Source organism: Rhodococcus sp. 3258 (assembly GCF_031456475.1).
GTDB lineage: Bacteria > Actinomycetota > Actinomycetes > Mycobacteriales > Mycobacteriaceae > Rhodococcoides > Rhodococcoides fascians.
In genome coordinates this window covers 108,735-130,488 of record NZ_JAVDUT010000004.1, presented here as the reverse complement: position 1 = coordinate 130,488, position 21,754 = coordinate 108,735, and the positions used below count along the sequence as shown (strand labels likewise).

The window sequence follows — 21,754 nt, the reverse complement described above, 5'->3', positions numbered from 1 at the left end:
CGCACGGACACTGTTCAGTCCGGGCTCCGCGTAGGCTTCGAGTCATCGTGGAGGCGTCATTCATCCGAGATTTCGAAGCGGTCCTTCAATTTCGCGATGAACTCTTCGTATCCGTCCATGCCGAATGTGTCCAGGGCGCACATGTAGGTCTCCAGTGCGCGATGCAACGAGTCGAAAGGGACCAGCTCGTAGAATCCGGCCAGTGTCTTCACTGCCTCGTATTGCTGTAGCGACTCGCGCCTGGACGGTACGCCGGGAACGATCCGTTTCGGAATGGTCGGATCCCACTTCACGCGTTCGGCCAGATCGAAGTAGTCCTCGTGGAGTCGGCGCTGCGCAATCGCCCGATCAGCCCACGCGTTGACTCGAGGGTAGTTGTCGAGCCCGCTCACCGCGAAACATGTTCTGACACAGAAGGCCTTGAACTCGTCGAGCATCTCATCGCCTTGTTCCGCGAGCCAGTCGACTAAGGGTCGGTCGAGGAAGGCCAGCGCCTTCGCATACGTTTGGTCGGTGAGCTTGCCCTCGAGCGGCCGACCACCATAAGCGAGCTTCAGCGCCCTGGCAGCGCGGCCGAGATCTGACTCGGGGTCGACCTTTCGAGTTAAACCGTTCTCGTCACGGGCATAGATCATCGACCTGTCAGGCCACAGCTCGGTGTCATTCGGCTGCTCGTCGGACCACGCCCTGTCCGTCTTCTTCAGCGTCGCAACCACAGGTGGTTCGGCGAGGTCATCGAGCTGTGTGGGCCAGAATTGGAACAGGTAGTCCTCTACCGGTTCTGTCACCTCCTGCGAGATCGACGTATCGCGGCCACGTGCGTGTGCTCGAACACGATAGGTCCCAGCGGGGATTCGCCCCACGCCGTCCGAAGGACGCCCGTCTAGTGATCGCACTTCGATTGCGGCCGACGCGGTGATGACCGATTGTTCGACTACTTCCCAGTTGTCGTACTCGGCGGCGGGCTCTGCCTGCCACACCTGCACAGTTACGCGAGCAGGACCATAGGACACGCCCGTGTACGTGGACAGAAATCCCGGACCAACCTCGATCAACGTGCCTTTCGCCTGCACGTCGAGAGTGTCCGTGTCGTCGTTCGAGACCACGAATTGATCATGGTCGACCTCGACTATTCCCGAGGTCTGCAGAACAGGTTCAGTATCTCCGGGCACGGAGACGACCCTAGCGTCGGCTTCGCGCATCGGCTTGCGGGTTGCGAAGCAATACGACCAGTTCTGATATGCAGGGTTACCGGTACTGTCCTGAACGTTCGATCGACGGGACGACCGGTCGAGCTACGCTTGAACTGCGCGCGAGAACTTCAGCGCCGGATTCCAAACCTTGTGCGGAACCTGACTTCCTTGGTAATCGGTTGTCACTGCGGCGGCTCCATGAATTCGATCGTCTCTCCGTGTGGACCCACCGCGTACATCACGCGGGTGCCCACCTTTGCCCCGCCGGCAATAAGTTGAGGAGTTCCCTGCGCCGTCCACCCGAAGTCCGCGATTCGCGTCAGGACCGCGTCGATGTTGTCGACCTCGAAGGCAAGATGCGCAAAACCAGGATCGTGTGGTCGAGAGGATCCCTGCTCTCCCTGGACGTTGCGATATTCCAGCAGTTCGACCGTCTGACCCGCAACGGATACCACCGCCATCCGGACTGTAGCCCCGTGCGCTCCGGTGACCTCTCCCAGAAACTCTCCACCCATCTCGCCGGTGCGTTCGAGGACCGCGCCGAGACCATCGACCCAGAACCGAAGGGCGTCATCGAGGGAACCGACGGCGAAGCCGACGTGGTCGGAGCGAAGGATTCTGAACGACATGCCAGGAGCCTACGCCTGGCATGTTTAACGAATTGCGCTTCTGTTCGGCTCTCATCAGTCCGCCTCCGACGATCAACCGCTGGATCTCACCGGTCCCCTCGTGCAGCCGCGGCAGAATCAGCGAGCTCCACCAACTCGGTTACTCCGGAAAATCCGCGCTACGAGAAAGCCTTTCGTTCGACCGGATGTCGCCCAAGTTTTGTTCCAGCGCACCGATCACGGCGTCGTACCCGCTGTTGCCCAGGATCAGTCGGCGCGGCGGCGGGTCCTGAGCCATCGCTTCGATCACCGCACGGGCACCACGATACGGATCGCCCGGCTGCACCCCGTTCATGTCGACGAAATCGGCACGAACCTGTTCCAGCATGTCGTGGTAATCCGGAATCGCTTCCGCGACAGGCTCGTCGGCGAATCCAGCGTAGGCGTTGGTGCGGAAAGCCCCTGGTTCGACCGCCAACACGGAGATGCCGTGCTCGGCAACCTCCTGGCGCAGAGCGTCGGTGACGGCTTCGATCGCGTATTTCGTAGCGCTGTAGTAGCCGAATCCGACCGCCGCCAGAAGTCCGGCCACTGAGGATACGTTGACGATCCACCCACTTCTGCGGGTGCGCATTCCTGGTAGCACGGCTCGCGTAACGGACAGTACTGCAAAGAAATTCAGCTCGAACATTGCCCGGATCGAGGCTTCGTTCATTCCCTCGATCGATCCGTACCAGCCGCGACCGGCGTTGTTGACCAGCACGTCGATACCGCCGAAATGCTCTTCGGCCGTTCGTACCGCCTGCAGTACCTGTGCCGCGTCCGTAACATCCATGGGCACGACGAGAACGCGGTCACCGTACTGATCGGCCCACGACGCCAGTTCCCCTGGACGCCGCGCCGTGAGTACCACGCGGTCCCCCGCACCCAAAGCCACCTCGGCGTACGCCATACCGAAGCCGCCTGGTGTGCCACCGGTGATGAACCATCGCTTGCTCATGGCTCGATCACCAACCGGTTGATCAGCGCGCCGTCCAGAGTGAAACGGTAGTGCAGGTCGACGACTCCCCCGGGAAAATTGCCTTCCAGGTGCTGCGTGACGTCGACGGTCGTGCCGGTCGCGGTCGCTCCAGTGAACTCCGTTGTGTAGGTGTACTCACTCTCATTGACCGAGGCGGTCAGCCAGGCCTCGATCTCCTCGCGGCCCGAGTGGTCGTGGCCCTCGTCGGTCACGACGGCATCTGCGGTGAACACGGTGATCGCGCGAGCGCCCTGTCGAGCATCGAGGGCGGTCATGAACTTCTTCACGTTGTCCGGGAGTCCATCCCATTCTGTGGTCATGACACCACGGTGATACCTCCCCCAGGGGGAAGGTCAATACCGGATCGGCACACCGGTGTCCATGACCGACACTCGCCCCCGCGCCCCGTCGACTCACGCTGTTACCGAGGACGTCAAGCGGCGGACCGTGGCTTGCCCACCAGCAAGCGTGCAGCCAGCCCCGCCAGGAGCGCCCAGAAGGCAGCGCTGACACCGACGATGACTGTGCCGGACGCGGCGGTCACAAAAGTGATGACGACAGGGATTCGCTCTACCGGATCAGCGAACGCGGCGGTCAACGACGCGGCGAGTGTCCCGAGTAGTGCGAGTCCGGCGACCGCGGCAATGACTCCGACGGGGGCGAGTGCAACGAGTGTGCCGAACGACGCCGACGCCACGCCGAGCAACATCAGGACGATTCCCGCAGTCAGACTTGCAATCCATCGGCGAGTGCGGTCCACACCCGCGTCCGGCCCGGCAGCCAGGGCGGCGCTGATTGCAGCCAGGTTGATCGCATGCCCGCCGGCGGTCGCGCCGAGCAGGGTGCCTGCGCCGGTCACGAGCATCGATCGCCGCCACGGAACCTGGTAGCCGAGACCGGCCATGACCGCTACACCCGGGACGTTCTGTGAAGCCATGGTCACGAGGTACAGCGGAAGTGCGATCCCGACGACACCCGCGACGGTGAGCGTCGGCGACGTGAAATGGACACGAGGTACGAGGTCCGCCGGGCCCACCGTGGTATCACCGGCCGCCACCGTGATCCCGATGACGACTGCGGCGGCAAGAAAGGCGAGGGACGCGGCCCAACGGGGCGAGAACCGAAGTGCAACAAGCCAAGTCAGGACAACCGGGGCGACAGCGATCGGGTTCACAGCCAACCCGGTGACCGGGCCGAGACAGAGCTGCAGGAGGACCCCGGCGAGCATGGCTTGGGCAAGGGAGGTGGGGATCCGGGTGACCAGCGCCGCGAGCTGGGGTACCAAACCGGTGAGGACGATCAGCACCCCCGTGACAAGGAACGCCCCCACCGCGGCGGGCCAACCGCCATCGACGGTGCCGGTGGTCGCGAGCAGGGCCGCGCCGGGGGTGGACCAGGCGGCGGTGATCGGCAGCCGAGTCTGCCAGGAAAGGACGATGCAGGCCAGACCCATGACGACGGTGACAGCGAGCAGGCCGCTGGCGGCCTGCTCGTGGTTCGCTCCTACCGCTGTCAGGCCGCTCAGGACTATCACGAACGAACTGGTGAACCCGACCAAGGCCGAGACCACGCCTGCCGTGATCGGTGGCGCCAGTCCACCCGTCTTACGTGCATCAGAATCGGCGGTATCACGCGGTGGGGTGTGGCTCATGGTTCTCCTCGGCTCGGTGGGAGCCCAGGCGCGCGGCAGACGTCAACAGACGAGGCCGCTTCCCGATGGTGATCCATCCACAGCGCCAGTCACGGCCCGACCACAGGGTAGACCGAAACTACGGACCATCGGTACCGGAACAACCGTGACCGCTTCATCCCATGGAGCAACCCGACGCGCACCACCCGAACCATCTTGGGTGCCATTGATGCTTTCGCCCGGTATCGAAAAGACTGTGCGCGTTGCGAACCCGGGCAGTCATCGATGGTCGGCCGACGAAATCCGTGCCGCCGTCGAAGAGGGCAGGCCACGATTCTATCGGTCGCAGTGTCATTCCGGGTCGTTCGAGCGTGCCTGCGTCTCTTCGATCCGTTGCCTCTGCCGCACACCGTATGCGGCTTCGGTGACTGCGCGATCGTCTTCGAGGCCCGAACCGAGCGCCCCACCGATGGTCGCAATGGACGCGAGTAGCCAAGCGAGACTGAGGTAATCGGAAAAGCCGACCGCGTGTCCGAGGGTGCTGGACAGCAGTCCCGGAGGAAGTGTGAGACACGCGGTCCCCAGCAGCATGCAGAACAGGGCTATGTGGAGGACGACAACGCCGATCACCAACGTCACGGCTGTCGCTGCGTTGTACAGCACAGATCTGTCTCGCTCTTCGGGTGATTTCGGCCGCTCCCACAATTCGTGATCGAGAATCAGCCACAGAACCATCGCCGCAATGGAGAGAATCGTCGCCGCGCACATTCGCCATGGGCCCATTGTGTCGGCGAACAACCAAATCGTGCTGGTAGCCAGCGCGAACGCTCCGGTGGCAAAAGCTCCGACCAGCACTTTCGACAGCCCTGTCACGAGCCGCCACGGCCGGTTCGCCCGCACCATCCCCGACAACAGCCGCAACCGTCGAAGTCCCGACGGTGCGAAGAAGCGTGTTCCGCCCTCGATGTTCTCGCTGGGAAACCGCGATGGTGCGCCGGGTGGGGCTAGTTCCGGTTCACCCACGGCACAGGCGATTGCCAGTTCGGTCACCGTGCGGACGCGGTCCTCGATACGCACACCACCCACCGCTGCAACGGAGATGAGCGCGAATAATCGTTCGGCGCTGACGTCGGCCACCACCGGCATGGTGTCTTCTCGCCGTGGCAGATCAGTGAGGTACACGACGATTCTGCGTCCTCAGAAGACGGATCGACAGCGTCGATAACGTCCGCCAAGTCCGCTTGCTCTCCAGAGAGGTACGGCTTACTGCGTACTCGCGACGTCCATCTGCGTTCGCGGTGGTCTCTGCTTCGTAAGTGTTGCGGTAGGTGCGCAGCCACCCGGTGTGCGAGCGCAGTGGGTTTGCCGGGATCAGCGATCAATAACACCGAAGCCGGTTCGCCTGCGGAACCCGCTCGATCCACCTGGTTGTGGTCGATCCCCGACACCGCATTATTCTAACCAGTCAGGTCCGATCCGGGAACCCTCTGGCTCGAGAATTCCTGAGGCTCGGCGAATTCGGCATCGGTTCACCAAACCGATGTCCGCACAGAGGTTTTCGCTGCTCACTCGGTCGACGGCTCACGCGCGGATTGTCACGATGTCTCCACTCCGGACCATCTCATGATTCGCAGGGCGCGCAGGGTATTCCACCTATTCGGACGCCCATCGCCATTCTCGATCGGAAAGTGGACCGCACCGGCGTGAGTTCTGTCCAGCAGCCAAGTGCCGTCGTCACACTGTCTCGACCGGATGTGTTCGATTGCCGCCGTCAATCTCGGGTCGACGAAAGATCCAGCGGTTCGGAAGTAGTCGACTCCACGAAGCAGGTCGTAATGCCACCAGGTCGGAAAGGAGAAAAGCAACCAGTTCGGTTCGACGAGCTCCCCCGTGCTCACCCTCCTGGCCAGCCGGCGTTCCAGAAGGTACTCCTCGCCTCGGTGGCGTGCGGCACTCGACGCGGGAGTGCCGCCCGTGGCTCGTTCGTGCTCGAGCAACCCTTCGAGCACACAGATCGTCGAGTGAAAAGACCCGCGAGTCGATCCGTACTCCGCCTCGCAGTTCCAGCCACCGTCGGCGAGCTGATCTTTCACCAATCTGGTGACGATCGCGTCGACGTCGACTCCGAAATATGCACCCACGGCGACAGTCCTCCCGTTGATGCAGGGCTCGACTTCACCGTCGAAGAACCGTTGGCCTGCGTGTTCCCACCGGCAATTCCGGCGCACCGCCTCGATGGCGGTCCGTACTTCACCGGCGTACGGGTCGACACCCATCTCGCGCATCAACGTCAACGAATGAAGCGTCGAAGTCCACGGCTGCCCTCCTGAGAAATTGCCGTCGAAACCCGATGGGAAGCAAGCACCTCCGGCCCACAGGCCGTTCGGGTCGCGCGCGGCAAGCAAACGCGCGCCCCAGCCTTCGTACACAATTCGATTGCGCTCACTCGCCACATCAGCAGGGGGCGCGTCGTGCAGATCGCGCAGTACCTGCCATCGAATCGCTGGATCCGAATCGAGCAGCCACTCGTCGATGACCATGAAGGCGAGGCTAGCAATGAAACCGACCTTTTCGGCGCTGTGTGCGGACGGGTCATCGGGCATTCTCTACGTTCCGAATTTCTGCAAAATTGCCGAGACAATTGGTGAAGACATCCGACTCGCCTGCACGTGATTCTCGGGGAGGGTCCGAGTCGGAAAATGTATTGCTGGCCCAGTTGTTTTTCGGCCCCATCGAAGCTCGCGTTCTCCGTGGCGGAGAAGTCTCTGACCGCAACCATTGTCGACTGTTCGAAGGCGGCGTGCTTCTGACAATCGGGTTACTGCCCGCTCGTGTTCGAACCCATCGAACTCGGTGGCCGAATAACATTGGCCCGAGCCGCTCGAACACCGAGCGACGCAGATCGGAGGGCCGATGTTCGATGCTGCCGACGATGTGATGTCGCTTCGGCAATTTCTGGAGCGATCGCCGGACTTCGTCGCACTCGCCGACCTGACGGGCACAGTTCTCCACATCAACCCAGCAGGCTTGGAACTCATCGGCGTGTCCGACTGGGCCGAGGCATCGACACTGCCGGCTTTGGATTTTCTCACTGCGGACGGCCGTGAGCGCGCCGAGGAGATCGGTACGGCGCTGCGTTCCGAGGGAAGGTGGGACGGCTACTGCGAACTACGCCATCACGGGACCGGTGCAGGTATTCCGGTCGTGGTCTCGGCATACGTCGTTCACACCCCGGACGGCCGACCTGACGTCGTCGTCTCGATCATCCGGCATCGGCACACCGTCGAACAACGTAGTGCCCGGATGGCGGCCGATGCCGTAACCGCCAGCCGACACGCACAGGAGCAAAAAGCCCTGGCCGACCTCAGTCGGTTCGCAGTCGTCGCCGAGCTGTCGGAGCTGTTGACTGCAGCCACCGACACTGCCGCCACGTTGATGGGTGTGGGAAATTCCGCCATCGCGCACCTCGAGAATTCCACCGATCCTTACTTGACCATGGATGCCGCGAGCGGTTCGCTCGGTATTCGTCGGGACGTTCCTTCCGGCGACGGCTCCATGACCGGGTACGCACTCGCTCACGAACAGCCAGTGATTTGCAGCAACCGCGGCGACGAAAGCCGGTTTCGTACAGACACGATGGCGGAGCTCGGACTGCGCAGCGGTGTGGCAGTACCGATCATGACTGCGGTTGGAGACGCCTGGGGAGTCCTCTCGATCCACAGTGTGGAAGCACGGCTGTATCGCGAACAGGAAGTCTCGTTCCTCAGCTCCGTCGCGGGTATCGTCTCCGCGGCACTTCGACGAATGGAACTGGAAAGCCAACTCCGACGGCGCAGCACCCACGACGCACTCACCGGGTTGCCCAATCGCACTTTCGCCTACGACGTCCTCGACACCGCTCTGGCTCGGGCACGCTTTCAGTCCGATACTTTGGCCCTCCTTCTGCTGGATATCGACGACTTCAAAATCATCAACGACAGCCTGGGCCACGACGCCGGAGACAGGGCGCTGGTGAAATTCGTGGAGCGACTGGTGTCCGCAACGAGCGCGACCGACACCATTGCTCGTCTCGGCGGGGACGAATTCCTGATCATCTGCGAAGGGGTGCGCACTGTGGAACGAGCGGAGGAGATCGCGCGACACATCGCCCGCACCATCGCGAAACCATTCGCTGCCGAGGACGTCCCCATCCCCCTCAGTGCCAGCATCGGTGTCGCTGTCTCCGACTCGAATTCGACAAGGCATGAGCTGATTCACCGGGCAGATCTGGCAATGTACCGCGCCAAGGACAGCGGAACCGGTGGCCATGCAGTTTTCGACCCGGGAGACCTGTACGACGCCGACCGGATCAGATCGCTGTCGGTCGACCTGCGCGCGGCATTGAGCTCGAACGAACTCACCATGGCATACCAACCTCTGGTGGACATCTCGACGCGTGAGGTCGTTGCAGTCGAGGCGCTCGCCCGCTGGAATCATCATGATCTAGGGCCTGTCGAGCCGACCGAATTCGTCGCAGTCGCCGAAAGAACAGGTCTCGCAACACCATTGGGCGCATGGGCGCTCCGCGTCGCGTGCAGCGACGCAGTGCGGTGGCGCGCATTCTCCGACGTCGTGGTGCGCGTCAATGTCAGTGCGCTCCAACTGCGAGACCACGAGTTTCCGGCGCAGGTCGCCACTGTCCTGGCTGACACCGGCCTACCACCGAACGCATTGGGTCTGGAAGTGACCGAAACAGTGTGGGTCGCAGACACCGAACGAGTGGCGAATACCGTTGCGGCGCTGCACGCAATGGGCGTGTCCTTACTCCTCGACGATATGGGCAAAGGGCACAGTTCCATGTCGTATCTGGACCGGTACCCGATGTTCGAGAGCTTCAAGATCGACAAGTCATACGTGGCCCGATTGCCCGCCGTCCGCGCCAGGGCAATAATCTCGGCGATCGTTGCACTCGCCCGCGCGTTCGACGTCACAGTCGTCGGCGAAGGCGTCGAAACCGAAGAACAACTCGAAGCACTCGCCGCAACAGGATGCGACGTAGCTCAGGGATTCCTGCTCGGACGTCCGATGAGCGCCGCAGCAATCACCGATCTGCTGCTCTCTTCTGAGTGAACCCCCGTCACTTCGCTTCGTGATAGCGTGCCGAATCAGAGCTACTCGCATAGCCACCCCAGCTGCAGAAGGCACCCGCGCCGCCTCCGACAGCGCTTCAGGGGCAAGGTCCGCCCGGATCTGCGATGAAGAACGTTCAGTTACGTCACGCCGTGTTCATGATTCCGACCGGTGCAACGGCGCGCGGGGCTGGTGCACAATGCGATTGGAACTCTCATGACCAGGAACCACGTCGAAAAGCACGCAGCTCGGGCTTACGCCGCGGCTCACGGAGTCACGTATCGGCAGGGCCTTGCGGCGGTGCGCGCGCACTGCACCATCGTGCTGCCCTACGCGCAGCGACTGTTGATCGAAGCGATCGAGGGCTGCGGAATCCGCCACTGGTCCAACGTCCACGATTGGGACGGCTGCGGCCGAGCGAGCATCACCGACCTCGGTGGTGAGCGATTCGTGCTCACGCCCGATGTTGTCGTACCGGTCATTCGTGAACACCTCGAAGCGCACCCCAATCTCGAACCCCTGCACATCGACAGCTACTTCGCCGACGAAGCAGTACAACGAACCCTGTTCGGCGGCGTCATCTACCGACTGGAGCTCCACCGCGGTGGTGGGCTGACCGTCTGATCGTTTGTTACGCGTCGTGCACGCCGATCCGTGAGTACGAGAAGTAGGCCGGGAATTCCGGCGACGGTCCATGGCGCTACCGCCCCGACAGTCGGAACCACCTGAAGCACTCCCAGTCCGCAGAAGTCCGATGAGTGTCCGCACACGATCGCGTCGTAGGGCGTTGCCACGAAGGAAATGGTCAGCGCCGTGGTGAGGAACGCCAGGACCCCGGTCGAGATGGCCGCCGCGAGCGCCTTCGGGGACGCACACAATCCGGTCCAACCCCACGCGAGAAGCGCTACGCAACATGTCACGCCGATCAGAGCGACAGCAGCGCCGACCTCACCGCCGTGACCGTCGACCCGTACGCCGGTCACAAAACCGAGCTGAACGGCTCCGCCGGCCAATACGCCCGTGCCGATCAAGGGAAGTAATCCACGCAGAACACGCAACGGGCGTCTGCGGCGTGATGCGGAGAAGAAGATTCGCTCTCTTTCCACTTTCAATGTATAGCTCACCCGGGGTCTTGCGGCAAGACCCCGTCGAGGGTTCAGAATGGCTCGCTGCACACCCGCACCATCGGATCGGAGTCCCGTGAAATCAGTGCCGCCTCATGTCTTCGACCTCCCCGACAGGCTCGCACCGAAGCGCCAACCCACGCTCATCGGTCATGACCGACAGCACTTTTCGGCAATCACCGCCAGCATCGAGAAGTCACGTTCCGACACGATCGCTCGATTGAACGCCATCCAGAAGTCATCCGGGCGGATGGGGCAGGAGGTGATGGAACGTGATTTCGAGATTCACCGATTGAACGGGCGACTGCGCCAACTGCGTCGTTACGGTGCCGATCTGTGTCTGGGGAGGTTCGTCCCCATCGACTCGGACCAACCGGTGTACGTGGGGCGTACCGGCTTGCTCGGCGATGCGGGCGAGCAACTGCTCGTCGACTGGCGCTCCCCCGCTGCCGAGCCGTTCTTCGGTGCAACCCATGCCAACCCGATGGGGCTGAAAAGCCGTCGCCGCTATCGGTGGACGAACGGCAGCATCACCGACTACTGGGACGAAGTGTTCGATCCCACGTCTCTGGACGACAACGCCGCGCTGGACGATCAGTCCGCGTTCATCGCCAGTCTGGGTGCCGAGCGCTCACCTCGGATGCGTGACGTATTGGGCACGATCCAGGCGGATCAAGATGCGGTCATTCGAGCCGATGCGCACGGGGCATTGGTGGTCGACGGCGGACCGGGAACCGGGAAAACTGTTGTTGCCCTTCACCGCACCGCGTACCTGCTGTACGCAGACTCACGGATAGGACACAACCGCGGCGGAGTACTGTTCATCGGTCCGCATCAGCCCTACCTCGCGTACGTCTCGGGCGTACTCCCCAGTCTCGGCGAGGAGGGAGTACAAACATGCACCCTGCGAGACCTCGTCGCAGAGGGGACACATGCTCTCGACGACACCGATCCTGTTGCGGCGCGGCTCAAGGAAGACCTCGACGTCGACGCGGTCATCGAGGCGGCTGTTGCCTTCTACGAACAACCACCGACCCACGACGTCACAGTCGAAACAGACTGGGGAACATTTGTATTGACGCCGAACGACTGGGTGGAGGCATTCGGTGCGCCAGATCCCGGTACGCCGCACAACGAGGCTCGCGAGCTGATCTGGGACCTACTGACGACCATCGTGACCGATCGCTGTGCCGCACAGGGATCCAGCGAAGAATTTCGGCAGTCGCTGCAGTTGAACGAGGATCTGCGTGACGTCCTGGAACGCTCGTGGACGATCGTCCGTGCCGCAGACCTCGTCGCGGACCTGTGGACCGTTCCGGCATACCTGCGCACATGCGCACCCTGGCTCGACGCGGACGACATTCGAGCACTTCGACGCGCTGATGCGACACACTGGACTGTGGCCGACCTACCGCTGCTCGACGCGGCACGGGCGCGACTCGGCGATCCGAAACATGCTCTACGACAACGACGCCGATCACTGGCTGCTGCGATCGAACGCTCGCGAATGGACAGTGTCGTCGACGAGTTGATGGCGGTCGACGACGACGAGATGATGGCCGCGCAATTCCGTCAGGAGATAATTCGGGATGCACTCGTCGATTCGTCCGGCTTCGAGGACCATCCGACGGATCCGCTGGCGGGTCCCTTCGCGCACATCGTGATCGACGAGGCTCAGGAGTTGACCGATGCGCAGTGGCAGATGGTGATTCGGCGATGCCCTGCTGGGAGTTTCACCATCGTCGGAGACCGAGCGCAGTCTCGTCGGGGCTTTACCGAGACGTGGCCGGATCGGCTCGAACGAGTAGGTATCGACGAGGTGACCGTCGCCGCTCTCGGCGTAAATTACCGGACGCCGCAGGAAATTATGGACGTGGCCGAGCCGGTGATCCGGGCGGCGCTGCCCGACGCCAACGTTCCCACGTCGATACACAGTACCGGCGTGCCGGTCGAATACGGTGACGTCGCATCGCTTTCGACGGTTCTCGCCGATTGGCTCGGTTCGACGACCGGCGGAACCGCATGCGTGATCGGTGATCCTACTTTTCCGCAGTCCGATCGAATCAGCTCGCTGACACCGCAGCTCGCCAAAGGTCTGGAATTCGATCTGGTCGTTCTGATCGACCCGGATTTGTTCGGCTCCGGCGTCGCAGGTGCTGTCGACACGTATGTGGCGATGACACGAGCCACAGGTCTACTCGTCATCTTGACCTCGTCGCAGCGCGAGCGAATCGAGTAGATCCAGCACGGCGTGGATCGCCGGACTCGCATTGGCGCTGCGCCTCCACGCGGCATGCACTTCTCGCTTGGGGGCGCGCGCCAGCGGGACCGCCACGAGCGTCGGGCCCAGAGGCGGTCGCGCGAGACGGGGAATCAGTGCCAGCACATTGTCTGCCTCCACCAGGGAAAGCTGAGTGGAGAAGTCGTCGACGAGGTGCCGAACGTCGATCTCGCTCGACGTGTCCGCGAACAGTCGACGAAACCACTGGTGGCACAACGTGCCCGCCGGGCTCGTCACCCACGGGTACGTCGCGAGGCCTGCCGGTGTCAGGGGCGACTTCCCTGCGGCGAGGGGGTGGGTTCGATTCATGACGACATCGCCGTGGTCGGTGTGAATGGATCGCCGAACGATCGAGCGGGGAGCCACTGCGGGAACTCCGTCGGCGTCGTGCACCAGCGCCAGGTCGGCTGCCCCCGAATGCACACTGTGCAGCGCCTTATCCGGGTCCTCCTCCCCGATCTGCACGGTGAGGTCGGGATGGCGAGCGCTCAGGGTCGCGAGTGCAGGGGCGAGCAGACCGCGGATCGCAGTGGAGAATCCGACCACTCGTACCACCCCGCGCGCGGCACCCTCGTCTGCCGATCTCGCCGACTCCAGACACCGCTCGAGAGCGTGGAACACCTCGTCCGCAGATTCGACCATTGCCCGTCCGGCCGGCGTGAGGACAACACCTCTGCCCGCCTGCGCAAGTACCGGCGTTCCGACCTGGCGTTCGAGCCGTTTGATCTGCTGGGAGACGGCCGACGCGGTGTAGCCGAGCTCGTCGGCCGCTTTCATCAGCGTGCCCAGGGCGGCAACTGCACGCAGCGCGTGGAGTGCATTGACATCGATCATGAAGTAACGGTACGCAATACTGCCGAAATTACATCGCTGGACCGAGACGATCATGTGGGCTCACACTCGGACGATGAACATGTCCAATTCTTCGGCCACGTCGACGTTCGGCACCAACCTGGTTGCCATGTGCACACCGATGAACGCCGATGGGCAGGTGAGCCGCACCGGCACCGACGCCTTGCTGGCCCACTTGCTCGCGACCGGTTGCGACGGCGTCGTTGTCGCCGGCACCACCGGGGAGGCACCGACTCTCACGCCGCGTGAGCAGGCCGATCTGATCACGGCGACGCGCGAATTCTCGGGCCACGCCCTGCGCGTGATCGCGGGTGTCGGCACCAACGACACCTCCGCCGGGATCGAGTCGGCGCGACGTGCCGCCGATGCAGGGGCCGACGCGTTGCTCGTCACCGCCCCTACTATTCGCGCCCCACGCAGGCCGGCATCGCCGATCACATCGTTGCCATCGCCGACGCCGGAGCGCTCCCGGTCATGGTGTACGACGTGCCGGCTCGGACCGGTGTGCCGATCGACGCGTCGACGCTGGTCGACCTCTCGCGGCATACCTCGATCACGGCGGTCAAGGACGCGAAAGGCGACCTATACGAGGCGATGAACGTCATGGCTGAAACCGACCTGGCCTATTACTGCGGTATCGACGAATTGACCCTGCCCTATCTGTGCTGCGGTGCAACGGGTTCGGTGAGTGTGGTCGGCAATGTCGTCGCCGACCGCTACGCCGACCTCTTCGACGCGGTCCGTGCCGGAGATCTGACTCGCGCGAACGCGGTACAGCGATCGCTGCTACCTCTCGTCGAGGCCGTCATGCGCACCACCCAGGGAGCGATCATGGCCAAGGCGGCCTTGGTCGCCATCGGTGTGCTGGTCGACGCCACAGTGCGGCGCCCGTTGCTCGAATCGTCCGCCGCAGATCTGCAGCGTCTGACCCACGCGTTGGCGGTGACAGGAATCGATCAGGAATCGAGAAGCATGCGCGTTCCGATACGACTACCGTGATCGCACACATACCTCGGTGCAATCGACCTTCTCGGTTTCGGTTGCCGTGACGATCAGGAGACACCGCGAGCATGGCGACGACCAAGGTCACGCAGAAATCGGCAGCGCACGCCGCCGACAGTCACGATCTGATTCGAGTACAGGGCGCGCGGCAGAACAATCTCGCCGACATCAGCGTCGAACTTCCCAAGCGACGCCTCACGGTGTTCACCGGTGTCTCCGGGTCCGGAAAGAGCTCCCTCGTCTTCAGCACCATCGCGGCCGAATCCCAGCGCATGATCAACGAGACCTACAGCGCCTTCGTTCAGGGCTTCATGCCGACTCTCGCGCGGCCCGACGTCGATGTGATGGACGGGCTCACGACGGCCATCATCGTCGATCAACAGCGAATGGGTGCCAATCCCCACTCCACCGTCGGAACCGCCACCGACGCCTATGCCATGCTTCGCATTCTATTCAGCAGAGTGGGGAAGCCGTATATCGGCTCTGCACAGGCTTTTTCGTTCAACGTGGCATCGGTCTCCGGTGCAGGTGCTTACAAGGTGGACAAGGGAGGTCGTCAGACCACCGAAAAGAAGTCCTTCTCCGTCACCGGTGGAATGTGCCCGCGCTGCGAGGGACGCGGCTCGATCAGCGACTTCGACTTGAATGCCCTGTACGACGCGAGCAAGTCCCTCAACGAGAGCGCCATCACGATTCCCGGCTACAGCATGGAAGGCTGGTACGGCAGAATCTTTCGCGGCTGCGGTTACTTCGACCCCGACAAACCCATCGCGAAATACACGAAGAAAGAGCTCGACGATCTGCTGTATCGAGAGCCCACGAAGATCAAGGTCGAGGGCATCAATCTGACCTATTCGGGCCTGATCCCTCAGATCCAGAAGTCGTTCCTCTCTAAGGACGTCGACGCGATGCAGCCGCATATCCGGGCGTTCGTGGAGCGTGCGATCACGTTCACCACGTGTCCCGAATGCGACGGAACGCGGCTCAACGAGGGTGCACGATCGTCGAAGATCAAGGGCATCAACATCGCCGACGCCTGCTCGATGCAGATCAGCGATCTGGCCACGTGGGTCGCAGGCCTGAAGGAACCGTCGGTCGCACCGCTGCTGACGACGCTGAGCGAGACCCTGGACTCGTTCGTGGAGATCGGCCTCGGCTACCTGAGCCTGAATCGGCCGTCGGGCACACTGTCGGGCGGAGAAGCGCAGCGCACGAAGATGATTCGACATCTCGGCTCTTCGTTGACCGACGTCACCTACGTGTTCGACGAGCCGACGACGGGTCTTCACCCCCACGACATCGAACGGATGAACAACCTTCTTCTGCAGTTGCGGGACAAGGGAAACACCGTTCTCGTTGTGGAGCACAAGCCGGAAACGATCGCCATCGCCGACCATGTCGTCGACCTGGGGCCCGGTGCCGGCAGTGCGGGTGGGCACGTCTGCTTCGAGGGCACCGTCGACCAACTGAGGCAGAGCGATACGGTCACCGGCCGCCATTTCGACGACCGCGCGAGTCTCAAGGATTCGGTTCGCGAGTTCTCCGAGGTGCTCGAGATTCGAGGGGCGGATTCGCACAATCTGCGAGACGTGGACGTCGACGTTCCACTCGGCGTGCTGGTCGTTGTCACCGGAGTGGCGGGCTCCGGTAAGAGCTCGCTGATTCACGGGTCGCTTTCGGGCACCGACGATGTGGTCTCGGTCGATCAAGGTGCCATCCGCGGATCGAGGCGAAGCAACCCCGCGACCTACACGGGTCTGCTCGAACCCATCCGCAAAGCCTTCGCGAAGGAGAATGCGGTCAAACCCGCTCTGTTCAGCTCCAATTCGGAGGGTGCCTGCCCGACGTGCAATGGGGCGGGAGTCATCTACAGCGACCTCGCCATGATGGCCGGCGTTGCTACGACGTGTGAGGTGTGCGAGGGCAAACGGTTTCAAGCTTCGGTACTCGAGTACCATTTCGGCGGCCGAAACATCGACGAGGTGCTGTCCATGTCGGTCGCCGAGGCCGAGGAATTTTTCTCCGACGGCCCGGCGAAACTGCTTGCGGCACACAAGATTCTGCAACGGCTCGACGACGTCGGACTCGGCTACCTGAAGATCGGCCAGCCGCTGACGACTCTGTCGGGCGGCGAACGGCAACGACTCAAGCTCGCGACACACATGGCCGAGAAGGGCGGGGTGTACGTACTCGACGAGCCGACCACCGGGCTACACCTCGCCGATGTGGACAAACTGCTCGGGTTGCTCGACCGCCTGGTCGATTCGGGTAAGTCGGTGATCGTCATCGAGCACCATCAGGCCGTCATGGCCCACGCCGACTGGATCATCGACCTCGGCCCTGGGGCCGGGCACGACGGCGGCCTCGTGGTGTTCGAGGGCACCCCCGCAGATCTGGTGGCAGACGGATCCACCCTGACCGCGAAGCACCTGGCCGCGTACGTCGGATAGCTGACCAGAACCGAATACTCGATGGAGACGACGTGACCACCCTGCCCGACCGCCCTGCAACTGCGCTGTTGATCGTCGACGTCCAGAACGACGTCATGGCCGCCGCCCACGATCGCACTCGCGTCGTCGACAACATGGTGCGACTGGTCTCACGAGCGCGAAAGACCGACACACCGGTGATCTGGGTGCAGCATTCCTCGGACCACGAGCTCGTGTCCGGCAGCCCGGGCTGGCAACTCGTGGAGGAACTTCCGATCGACGCCGGAGACGCATTGGTGCACAAGAAGCATGGAGACGCCTTCGAGGACACGTCCTTGGAGGAGGTGCTCGCCGGTGCCAGCGTCGGTCGTGTGGTGGTTGCCGGCGCGCAAACGGACTTCTGTGTGCGATCGACTCTGCACGGAGCTCTGATTCGTGGGTACGACGTGACCTTGGTCAGCGACGCCCACACGACGGAGAACCTGCCGGACCCCGCCCTGCCTACAGCGCAGCAGGTCATCGCGCACACGAACATGTACTGGGACAACCAGACCGCACCCGGTCGAACCGCATCGGCCGTCGCCACCGAGGACGTCGCGTTCGTCGGCCGCTAGCCTGACGCTCCTATTGTTGCTCTGTTCGACTCGTGCTGACGGCAACCCGGTCACGCACGCACACCATCTCGTTCCGGGACGAACGTAGACTGCCGCCCATGGCACTCGATCACGGCGATCCCGGCGACGCCCCGTCCGTTCCCCCTCCCCTGTCTCCGGTGGTCGCGGACCGTCGTCCGTCGGCGGCCGAGGAGGCGCGCACGATCGCTGCGTCCACCAATATCGCGACGCTGGCCAGCCTGACCGCCGACGGCGATCCATGGGCGTCGTTCGTGACATACGGCTTGCTCGACGGAGCACCCGTGCTGTGCGTGTCGCGGATGGCGGAGCATGGTCGAAATCTCGACGGTGATCCACGAGCGAGTCTGTCGATCGTTGCACCCCAGTCACAGACGGACCCGCTGGCCTCGGGCCGCATCACGCTGGCCGGGGTGGTCGAGCGACCGGCAGGAGCCGAGCTCACTGCCGCACGACAAGCGCATCTCGACGCGGTGCCGGCCGCCAAGTACTACGTGGATTACAGCGACTTCACGCTTTGGGTCATGCGAGTACATCGGGTGCGATGGGTCGGCGGGTACGGCCGAATGGATTCGGCGACGGCCGACGCGTACTCCGAGGCGTCCCCGGATCCCGTGTCTCCGTCCTCGGCCTACGCCGTCGAGCACCTCAACGCGGACCATGCGACGTCACTGTTGGCGATGGCCCGTCAGCTGGGGGGCTACCCGGACGCGACCTCGGCGACGTGTACAGCCGCAGATCGATACGGCCTCGATCTGAACGTCCACACACCGCGCGGTGTGGCCTACACCAGAGTCGGTTACTCCGAGCCCATCGATTCCGCGGACGAGCTGCGCGCTGCAACGGTGGAACTGGCCAGGAGGTCGGCGACCGCCCCGTAGTCCTCGTGACAGTGAAAGCTGCACCTCGACCGATAGCTGGGCCCTTGGCGAGACGCTCCGCCCCGGGGCGACTACCGTTGTGGCTACATCGCAACGTCTAGGGAGCAGGTAATGAGCATCCAACCGGTCGAATCGAAGCGTCACCGTGTCGTCGTCATCGGTTCCGGGTTCGGAGGTCTGTTCGGCGTCAAGGCGCTCAAGAAGGCCGACGTCGATATCACCCTCGTCGCAAAGACGACCCACCACCTATTCCAGCCGCTGCTCTACCAGGTGGCCACAGGCATTCTGTCCGTCGGTGAGATCGCTCCCACCACCCGCGTCATTCTGCGCAAGCAGAAGAACGCCGAAGTGTTGCTGGGCGACGTGCTGAACATCGATCTCGAAGCCAAGACGGTCACGTCCAAGTTGCTCGAGCGCGTCACCGTCACCCCGTTCGACAGCCTGATCGTGGCCGCCGGTGCCCAGCAGTCGTACTTCGGTAACGACCATTTCGCCGAGTTCGCGCCCGGCATGAAGACAATCGACGATGCACTCGAACTGCGCGGACGCATCCTCGGAGCCTTCGAGCAGGCGGAACTCTCCGACGACCAAGAGGAGAAGGACCGCCTGATGACGTTCGTCGTCGTCGGAGCAGGTCCGACGGGTGTCGAACTCGCCGGGCAGATCGCCGAACTCGCCGACCGCACCCTCGACGGGGCGTTCCGCAACATCGACCCCCGCGACGCGCGCGTCATCCTGCTCGACGCCGCACCGGCCGTCCTTCCCCCGATGGGCGAGAAGCTCGGCCGCAAGGCAGCCGAACGGCTCGAGAAGCTCGGTGTCGAGATCCAGCTCAACGCGATGGTCACCGACGTCGACAACGACGGCCTGACCGTCAAGGAAAAAGACGGAACGACGCGTCGTATCGAGGCTCAGTGCAAGGTCTGGTCCGCGGGCGTGCAGGGCAGCCCGCTCGGCAAGCAGCTGGCCGACCAGTCGGGTTCGGAGACGGACCGCGCCGGCCGAGTTCTGGTGGAACCGGATCTGACTGTCAAGGGTCATCCGAACGTCTTCGTCATCGGCGACTTGATGTCGGTCAAGGACGTTCCCGGCATGGCGCAGGGTGCGATCCAGGGTGCCACCTACGCCGCCAAGCTGATCAAGGCATCGGTCAAGGGGCAGGACGACCCCACCCAGCGAGCACCCTTCAAGTACTTCGACAAGGGCTCCATGGCCACGGTGTCGCGTTTCAATGCGGTGGCGAAGGTCGGCAAGCTGGAGTTCGGTGGCTTCATCGCATGGCTCATGTGGCTCGCCCTCCACCTGTACTACCTGGTGGGGTACCGCAGCCGTATCACCACGGTCATTTCCTGGTTCGTCACGTTCCTCGGTAGAGGCCGTGCTCAGATGGCATCGACGGAGCAGCAGGTGTTCGCGCGGCTTGCCATCGAACAACTGAACTCTCTCGAGAAAGCGGGCGACGTGAACAAGCGGACGGCCGAGGTCGAAGAGGAACGCGAAAAAGCAGCGGGTTGATTCACGCAGCACCCGCAAGGTAAGCGAAGCAGAAAGGGCTCCGTCCGACGCACATCGTCGGACGGAGCCCTTTCTTTCTGCCCTGCCCGATCTATCGGGTCGGCTGAAGGCGATGACCGACGGAGGTACTCAGCGAGCCACCCCCAGCCAAGGCCAAGCGCACGGTGCCGCCCGCCAGATCGACCTCGGAATCCCGGCTGTCCGGATAGCGAAGCGTGCTGGACATCGACATCGGTGCCGACAACCCGTCGTGCGCCACCGTCCCCTCCCCCAGTTCCACCCGGTGGCGCAACAGCGGCGTACCTCCCACATCGCAGTGCATCGAACTCGCCCACTGTCCCGCCACCTCGTCGAGCCTGCCGATCTGTACGCGCTCACGCAGCCACAGATCGGAGTCTTGTTCCAATTCGATGACATTGAGCACCGTGTGAGAGGCATCGGACACGACAACCATCGGCTCGGGGTCGAAGACGAGTGACGCCCCCGCCCCCAGCTCGACGTGCCAGTGCGCCGACGAATGACGTTGTGCTGCACCGGGCATCGCCAAGGACGCCGCCACACTGCGCACATCCAGACGAGCGCCGGCAGCCACCGAGATCCTGACGCTGATGGTGTCTCCGCCGAGAGGCGTGGCCGCGGTGCCGATCAAGTGGACGGTGTCGGGCCCCGTCTGCCTACCTGCGAGTCCGCCGACCGATGTGATGCGGGGACTGCGTCGACGACTCGCGTCGATGCGGAGCTCGGTGTGCATCGTTCAGTGCGCGTGGTCGTGTGCGTCGGCGTCGGCGATGACCTTCAATTGCTCACGCACCCAGCCGAGCACCGTCGTTGCTGCGGGATCGTCCGTGAGAGAGATCAGGGCCGTGGGACGACCCTCGCGCACCTGCGCGGCGTCGCGCTCCATGACACCCAGATCCGCACCGACGTACGGCGCGAGATCGGTCTTGTTGACGACGAGCAGGTCGGAGAACGTCACGCCGGGGCCACCCTTACGAGGCACCTTGTCTCCTCCCGCGACGTCGACGACAAAAATCTGGACGTCGATCAAACCGGACGAAAACGTGGCGGTGAGATTGTCGCCACCGGACTCCACCAGAATCAGGTCGAGAGGGGGGTTGTTCTCGATCAGGTCGTCGATCGCGTCGAGATTGGCGGTGATGTCGTCGCGTATCGCGGTATGCGGACAGCCGCCGGTCTGCACGGCCGTGATGCGCTCGTCCGGCAACACTGCGTGCCGCCGCAGGAAGTCGGCATCCTCGGTGGTGTAGATATCGTTGGTGAGCACGGCCAGAGACAGCTCGTCGCGGAGCTGGCGGCACAAGGCGGCCACCAAGGCGGTCTTGCCCGACCCGACGGGTCCGCCGATTCCCACACGCAAAGCATCGCCTGCGACCCGTGTGCGCTTGGGTCGGTCCAACCCGTGGTCGTGGGGCTCACCATCGATCAGGTGCGGGGGCATGACATCTCCTTCGGTCGA

Annotated in this window: 17 protein-coding genes, 2 pseudogenes and 1 riboswitch; of the genes and pseudogenes, 8 read left to right on the top strand and 11 right to left on the bottom strand. The window is 63.3% G+C overall.

All coding sequences use genetic code 11. The features are described 5' to 3' along the window. Window positions 1-56 precede the first annotated feature (56 nt). The 7 genes and pseudogenes from J2X62_RS14390 to J2X62_RS14360 form a co-directional block, all read right to left on the bottom strand. Window positions 57-1,172 carry a hypothetical protein gene (locus J2X62_RS14390; protein WP_310181391.1) on the bottom strand — a complete coding sequence of 372 codons (1,116 nt, stop codon included), beginning with the start codon at window positions 1,170-1,172 and terminating at the stop codon, window positions 57-59. 203 nt (window positions 1,173-1,375) lie between these two features. Beyond that, window positions 1,376-1,822: a VOC family protein gene (locus J2X62_RS14385; RefSeq protein WP_310181389.1), complete on the bottom strand. Its 447-nt coding sequence runs from the start codon at window positions 1,820-1,822 to the stop codon at window positions 1,376-1,378. Window positions 1,823-1,961: 139 nt separating this feature from the next. Next, window positions 1,962-2,801: an SDR family NAD(P)-dependent oxidoreductase gene (locus J2X62_RS14380; protein ID WP_310181388.1), complete on the bottom strand. Its 840-nt coding sequence runs from the start codon at window positions 2,799-2,801 to the stop codon at window positions 1,962-1,964. After that, window positions 2,798-3,142, bottom strand: a complete 345-nt coding sequence (locus tag J2X62_RS14375) for a nuclear transport factor 2 family protein (RefSeq protein WP_310181386.1) — start codon at window positions 3,140-3,142, stop codon at window positions 2,798-2,800. Before J2X62_RS14375 ends, J2X62_RS14380 begins: the two co-directional genes overlap by 4 nt. A gap of 113 nt (window positions 3,143-3,255) precedes the next feature. Further along, window positions 3,256-4,473 carry a benzoate/H(+) symporter BenE family transporter gene (locus tag J2X62_RS14370; RefSeq protein WP_310181384.1) on the bottom strand — a complete coding sequence of 406 codons (1,218 nt, stop codon included), beginning with the start codon at window positions 4,471-4,473 and terminating at the stop codon, window positions 3,256-3,258. A gap of 15 nt (window positions 4,474-4,488) precedes the next feature. Next, window positions 4,489-4,576, bottom strand: a riboswitch (ZMP/ZTP riboswitch). Between the two features lie 227 nt (window positions 4,577-4,803). Continuing rightward, window positions 4,804-5,900 (bottom strand): annotated as a pseudogene (locus tag J2X62_RS14365) (hypothetical protein). Between the two features lie 147 nt (window positions 5,901-6,047). Next, complete coding sequence (locus J2X62_RS14360) at window positions 6,048-6,992, bottom strand: squalene cyclase (protein WP_310181382.1); 945 nt, start codon at window positions 6,990-6,992, stop codon at window positions 6,048-6,050. A gap of 373 nt (window positions 6,993-7,365) precedes the next feature. Here J2X62_RS14360 and J2X62_RS14355 point away from each other — a divergent pair, with 373 nt between their 5' ends. Continuing rightward, the gene (locus J2X62_RS14355) at window positions 7,366-9,561 is read left to right on the top strand and encodes an EAL domain-containing protein (protein ID WP_032372765.1); all 2,196 of its coding nucleotides are present in this window, start codon (window positions 7,366-7,368) and stop codon (window positions 9,559-9,561) included. A gap of 216 nt (window positions 9,562-9,777) precedes the next feature. Further along, window positions 9,778-10,185 (top strand): hypothetical protein, encoded by a 408-nt coding sequence (locus J2X62_RS14350; protein WP_310181380.1) that lies wholly within the window; start codon window positions 9,778-9,780, stop codon window positions 10,183-10,185. Here the strand turns inward: J2X62_RS14350 and J2X62_RS14345 are convergent. Beyond that, window positions 10,143-10,667 (bottom strand): hypothetical protein, encoded by a 525-nt coding sequence (locus tag J2X62_RS14345; RefSeq protein ID WP_156394670.1) that lies wholly within the window; start codon window positions 10,665-10,667, stop codon window positions 10,143-10,145. The two genes, J2X62_RS14350 and J2X62_RS14345, sit on opposite strands and share 43 nt — an antisense overlap. A gap of 94 nt (window positions 10,668-10,761) precedes the next feature. Here J2X62_RS14345 and helR point away from each other — a divergent pair, with 94 nt between their 5' ends. Next, window positions 10,762-12,924: an RNA polymerase recycling motor ATPase HelR gene (gene helR, locus J2X62_RS14340; RefSeq protein WP_310181379.1), complete on the top strand. Its 2,163-nt coding sequence runs from the start codon at window positions 10,762-10,764 to the stop codon at window positions 12,922-12,924. Here helR and J2X62_RS14335 read toward each other — a convergent pair. Further along, window positions 12,880-13,800, bottom strand: a complete 921-nt coding sequence (locus J2X62_RS14335; protein ID WP_310181377.1) for a LysR family transcriptional regulator — start codon at window positions 13,798-13,800, stop codon at window positions 12,880-12,882. The two genes, helR and J2X62_RS14335, sit on opposite strands and share 45 nt — an antisense overlap. Window positions 13,801-13,852: 52 nt before the next feature. Between J2X62_RS14335 and dapA the strand changes: the two are divergent. The 5 genes and pseudogenes from dapA (at window position 13,853) to J2X62_RS14305 (ending at window position 20,277) form a co-directional block, all read left to right on the top strand. Beyond that, a pseudogene (gene dapA / locus J2X62_RS14325) lies at window positions 13,853-14,817 on the top strand (4-hydroxy-tetrahydrodipicolinate synthase). Window positions 14,818-14,888: 71 nt separating this feature from the next. Further along, window positions 14,889-17,270 (top strand): excinuclease ABC subunit UvrA, encoded by a 2,382-nt coding sequence (locus J2X62_RS14320; protein ID WP_310181376.1) that lies wholly within the window; start codon window positions 14,889-14,891, stop codon window positions 17,268-17,270. Window positions 17,271-17,302: 32 nt separating this feature from the next. Then, the gene (locus J2X62_RS14315; RefSeq protein ID WP_027497135.1) at window positions 17,303-17,863 is read left to right on the top strand and encodes an isochorismatase family protein; all 561 of its coding nucleotides are present in this window, start codon (window positions 17,303-17,305) and stop codon (window positions 17,861-17,863) included. Between the two features lie 98 nt (window positions 17,864-17,961). After that, complete coding sequence (locus J2X62_RS14310; protein WP_032366230.1) at window positions 17,962-18,762, top strand: HugZ family protein; 801 nt, start codon at window positions 17,962-17,964, stop codon at window positions 18,760-18,762. Window positions 18,763-18,873: 111 nt separating this feature from the next. After that, on the top strand, window positions 18,874-20,277 hold the full coding sequence (locus tag J2X62_RS14305; RefSeq protein ID WP_032366182.1) for an NAD(P)/FAD-dependent oxidoreductase: 1,404 nt from the start codon (window positions 18,874-18,876) through the stop codon (window positions 20,275-20,277). Window positions 20,278-20,368: 91 nt separating this feature from the next. Here the strand turns inward: J2X62_RS14305 and J2X62_RS14300 are convergent, their stop codons facing one another. Both J2X62_RS14300 and ureG read right to left on the bottom strand, forming a co-directional pair. Continuing rightward, window positions 20,369-21,028 (bottom strand): urease accessory protein UreD, encoded by a 660-nt coding sequence (locus J2X62_RS14300; protein WP_032366181.1) that lies wholly within the window; start codon window positions 21,026-21,028, stop codon window positions 20,369-20,371. A gap of 3 nt (window positions 21,029-21,031) precedes the next feature. Next, the gene (gene ureG / locus J2X62_RS14295) at window positions 21,032-21,736 is read right to left on the bottom strand and encodes an urease accessory protein UreG (protein WP_032370566.1); all 705 of its coding nucleotides are present in this window, start codon (window positions 21,734-21,736) and stop codon (window positions 21,032-21,034) included. Between the last annotated feature and the right edge of the window lie 18 nt (window positions 21,737-21,754).

What these genes read in the sequence shown, in the direction of transcription:
- J2X62_RS14305 (WP_032366182.1), top strand. Translation starts at nt 18,874, where the DNA reads ATGAGCATCCAACCGGTCGAATCGAAGCGTCACCGTGTCGTCGTCATC.
- J2X62_RS14320 (WP_310181376.1), top strand. Translation starts at nt 14,889, where the DNA reads ATGGCGACGACCAAGGTCACGCAGAAATCGGCAGCGCACGCCGCCGAC.
- J2X62_RS14310 (WP_032366230.1), top strand. Translation starts at nt 17,962, where the DNA reads ATGGCACTCGATCACGGCGATCCCGGCGACGCCCCGTCCGTTCCCCCT.
- J2X62_RS14300 (WP_032366181.1), bottom strand. Translation starts at nt 21,028, where the DNA reads ATGCACACCGAGCTCCGCATCGACGCGAGTCGTCGACGCAGTCCCCGC.
- J2X62_RS14375 (WP_310181386.1), bottom strand. Translation starts at nt 3,142, where the DNA reads ATGACCACAGAATGGGATGGACTCCCGGACAACGTGAAGAAGTTCATG.
- J2X62_RS14335 (WP_310181377.1), bottom strand. Translation starts at nt 13,800, where the DNA reads ATGATCGATGTCAATGCACTCCACGCGCTGCGTGCAGTTGCCGCCCTG.
- J2X62_RS14360 (WP_310181382.1), bottom strand. Translation starts at nt 6,992, where the DNA reads ATGGTCATCGACGAGTGGCTGCTCGATTCGGATCCAGCGATTCGATGG.
- J2X62_RS14370 (WP_310181384.1), bottom strand. Translation starts at nt 4,473, where the DNA reads ATGAGCCACACCCCACCGCGTGATACCGCCGATTCTGATGCACGTAAG.
- J2X62_RS14380 (WP_310181388.1), bottom strand. Translation starts at nt 2,801, where the DNA reads ATGAGCAAGCGATGGTTCATCACCGGTGGCACACCAGGCGGCTTCGGT.
- J2X62_RS14385 (WP_310181389.1), bottom strand. Translation starts at nt 1,822, where the DNA reads ATGTCGTTCAGAATCCTTCGCTCCGACCACGTCGGCTTCGCCGTCGGT.
- J2X62_RS14350 (WP_310181380.1), top strand. Translation starts at nt 9,778, where the DNA reads ATGACCAGGAACCACGTCGAAAAGCACGCAGCTCGGGCTTACGCCGCG.
- J2X62_RS14355 (WP_032372765.1), top strand. Translation starts at nt 7,366, where the DNA reads ATGTTCGATGCTGCCGACGATGTGATGTCGCTTCGGCAATTTCTGGAG.
- ureG (WP_032370566.1), bottom strand. Translation starts at nt 21,736, where the DNA reads ATGCCCCCGCACCTGATCGATGGTGAGCCCCACGACCACGGGTTGGAC.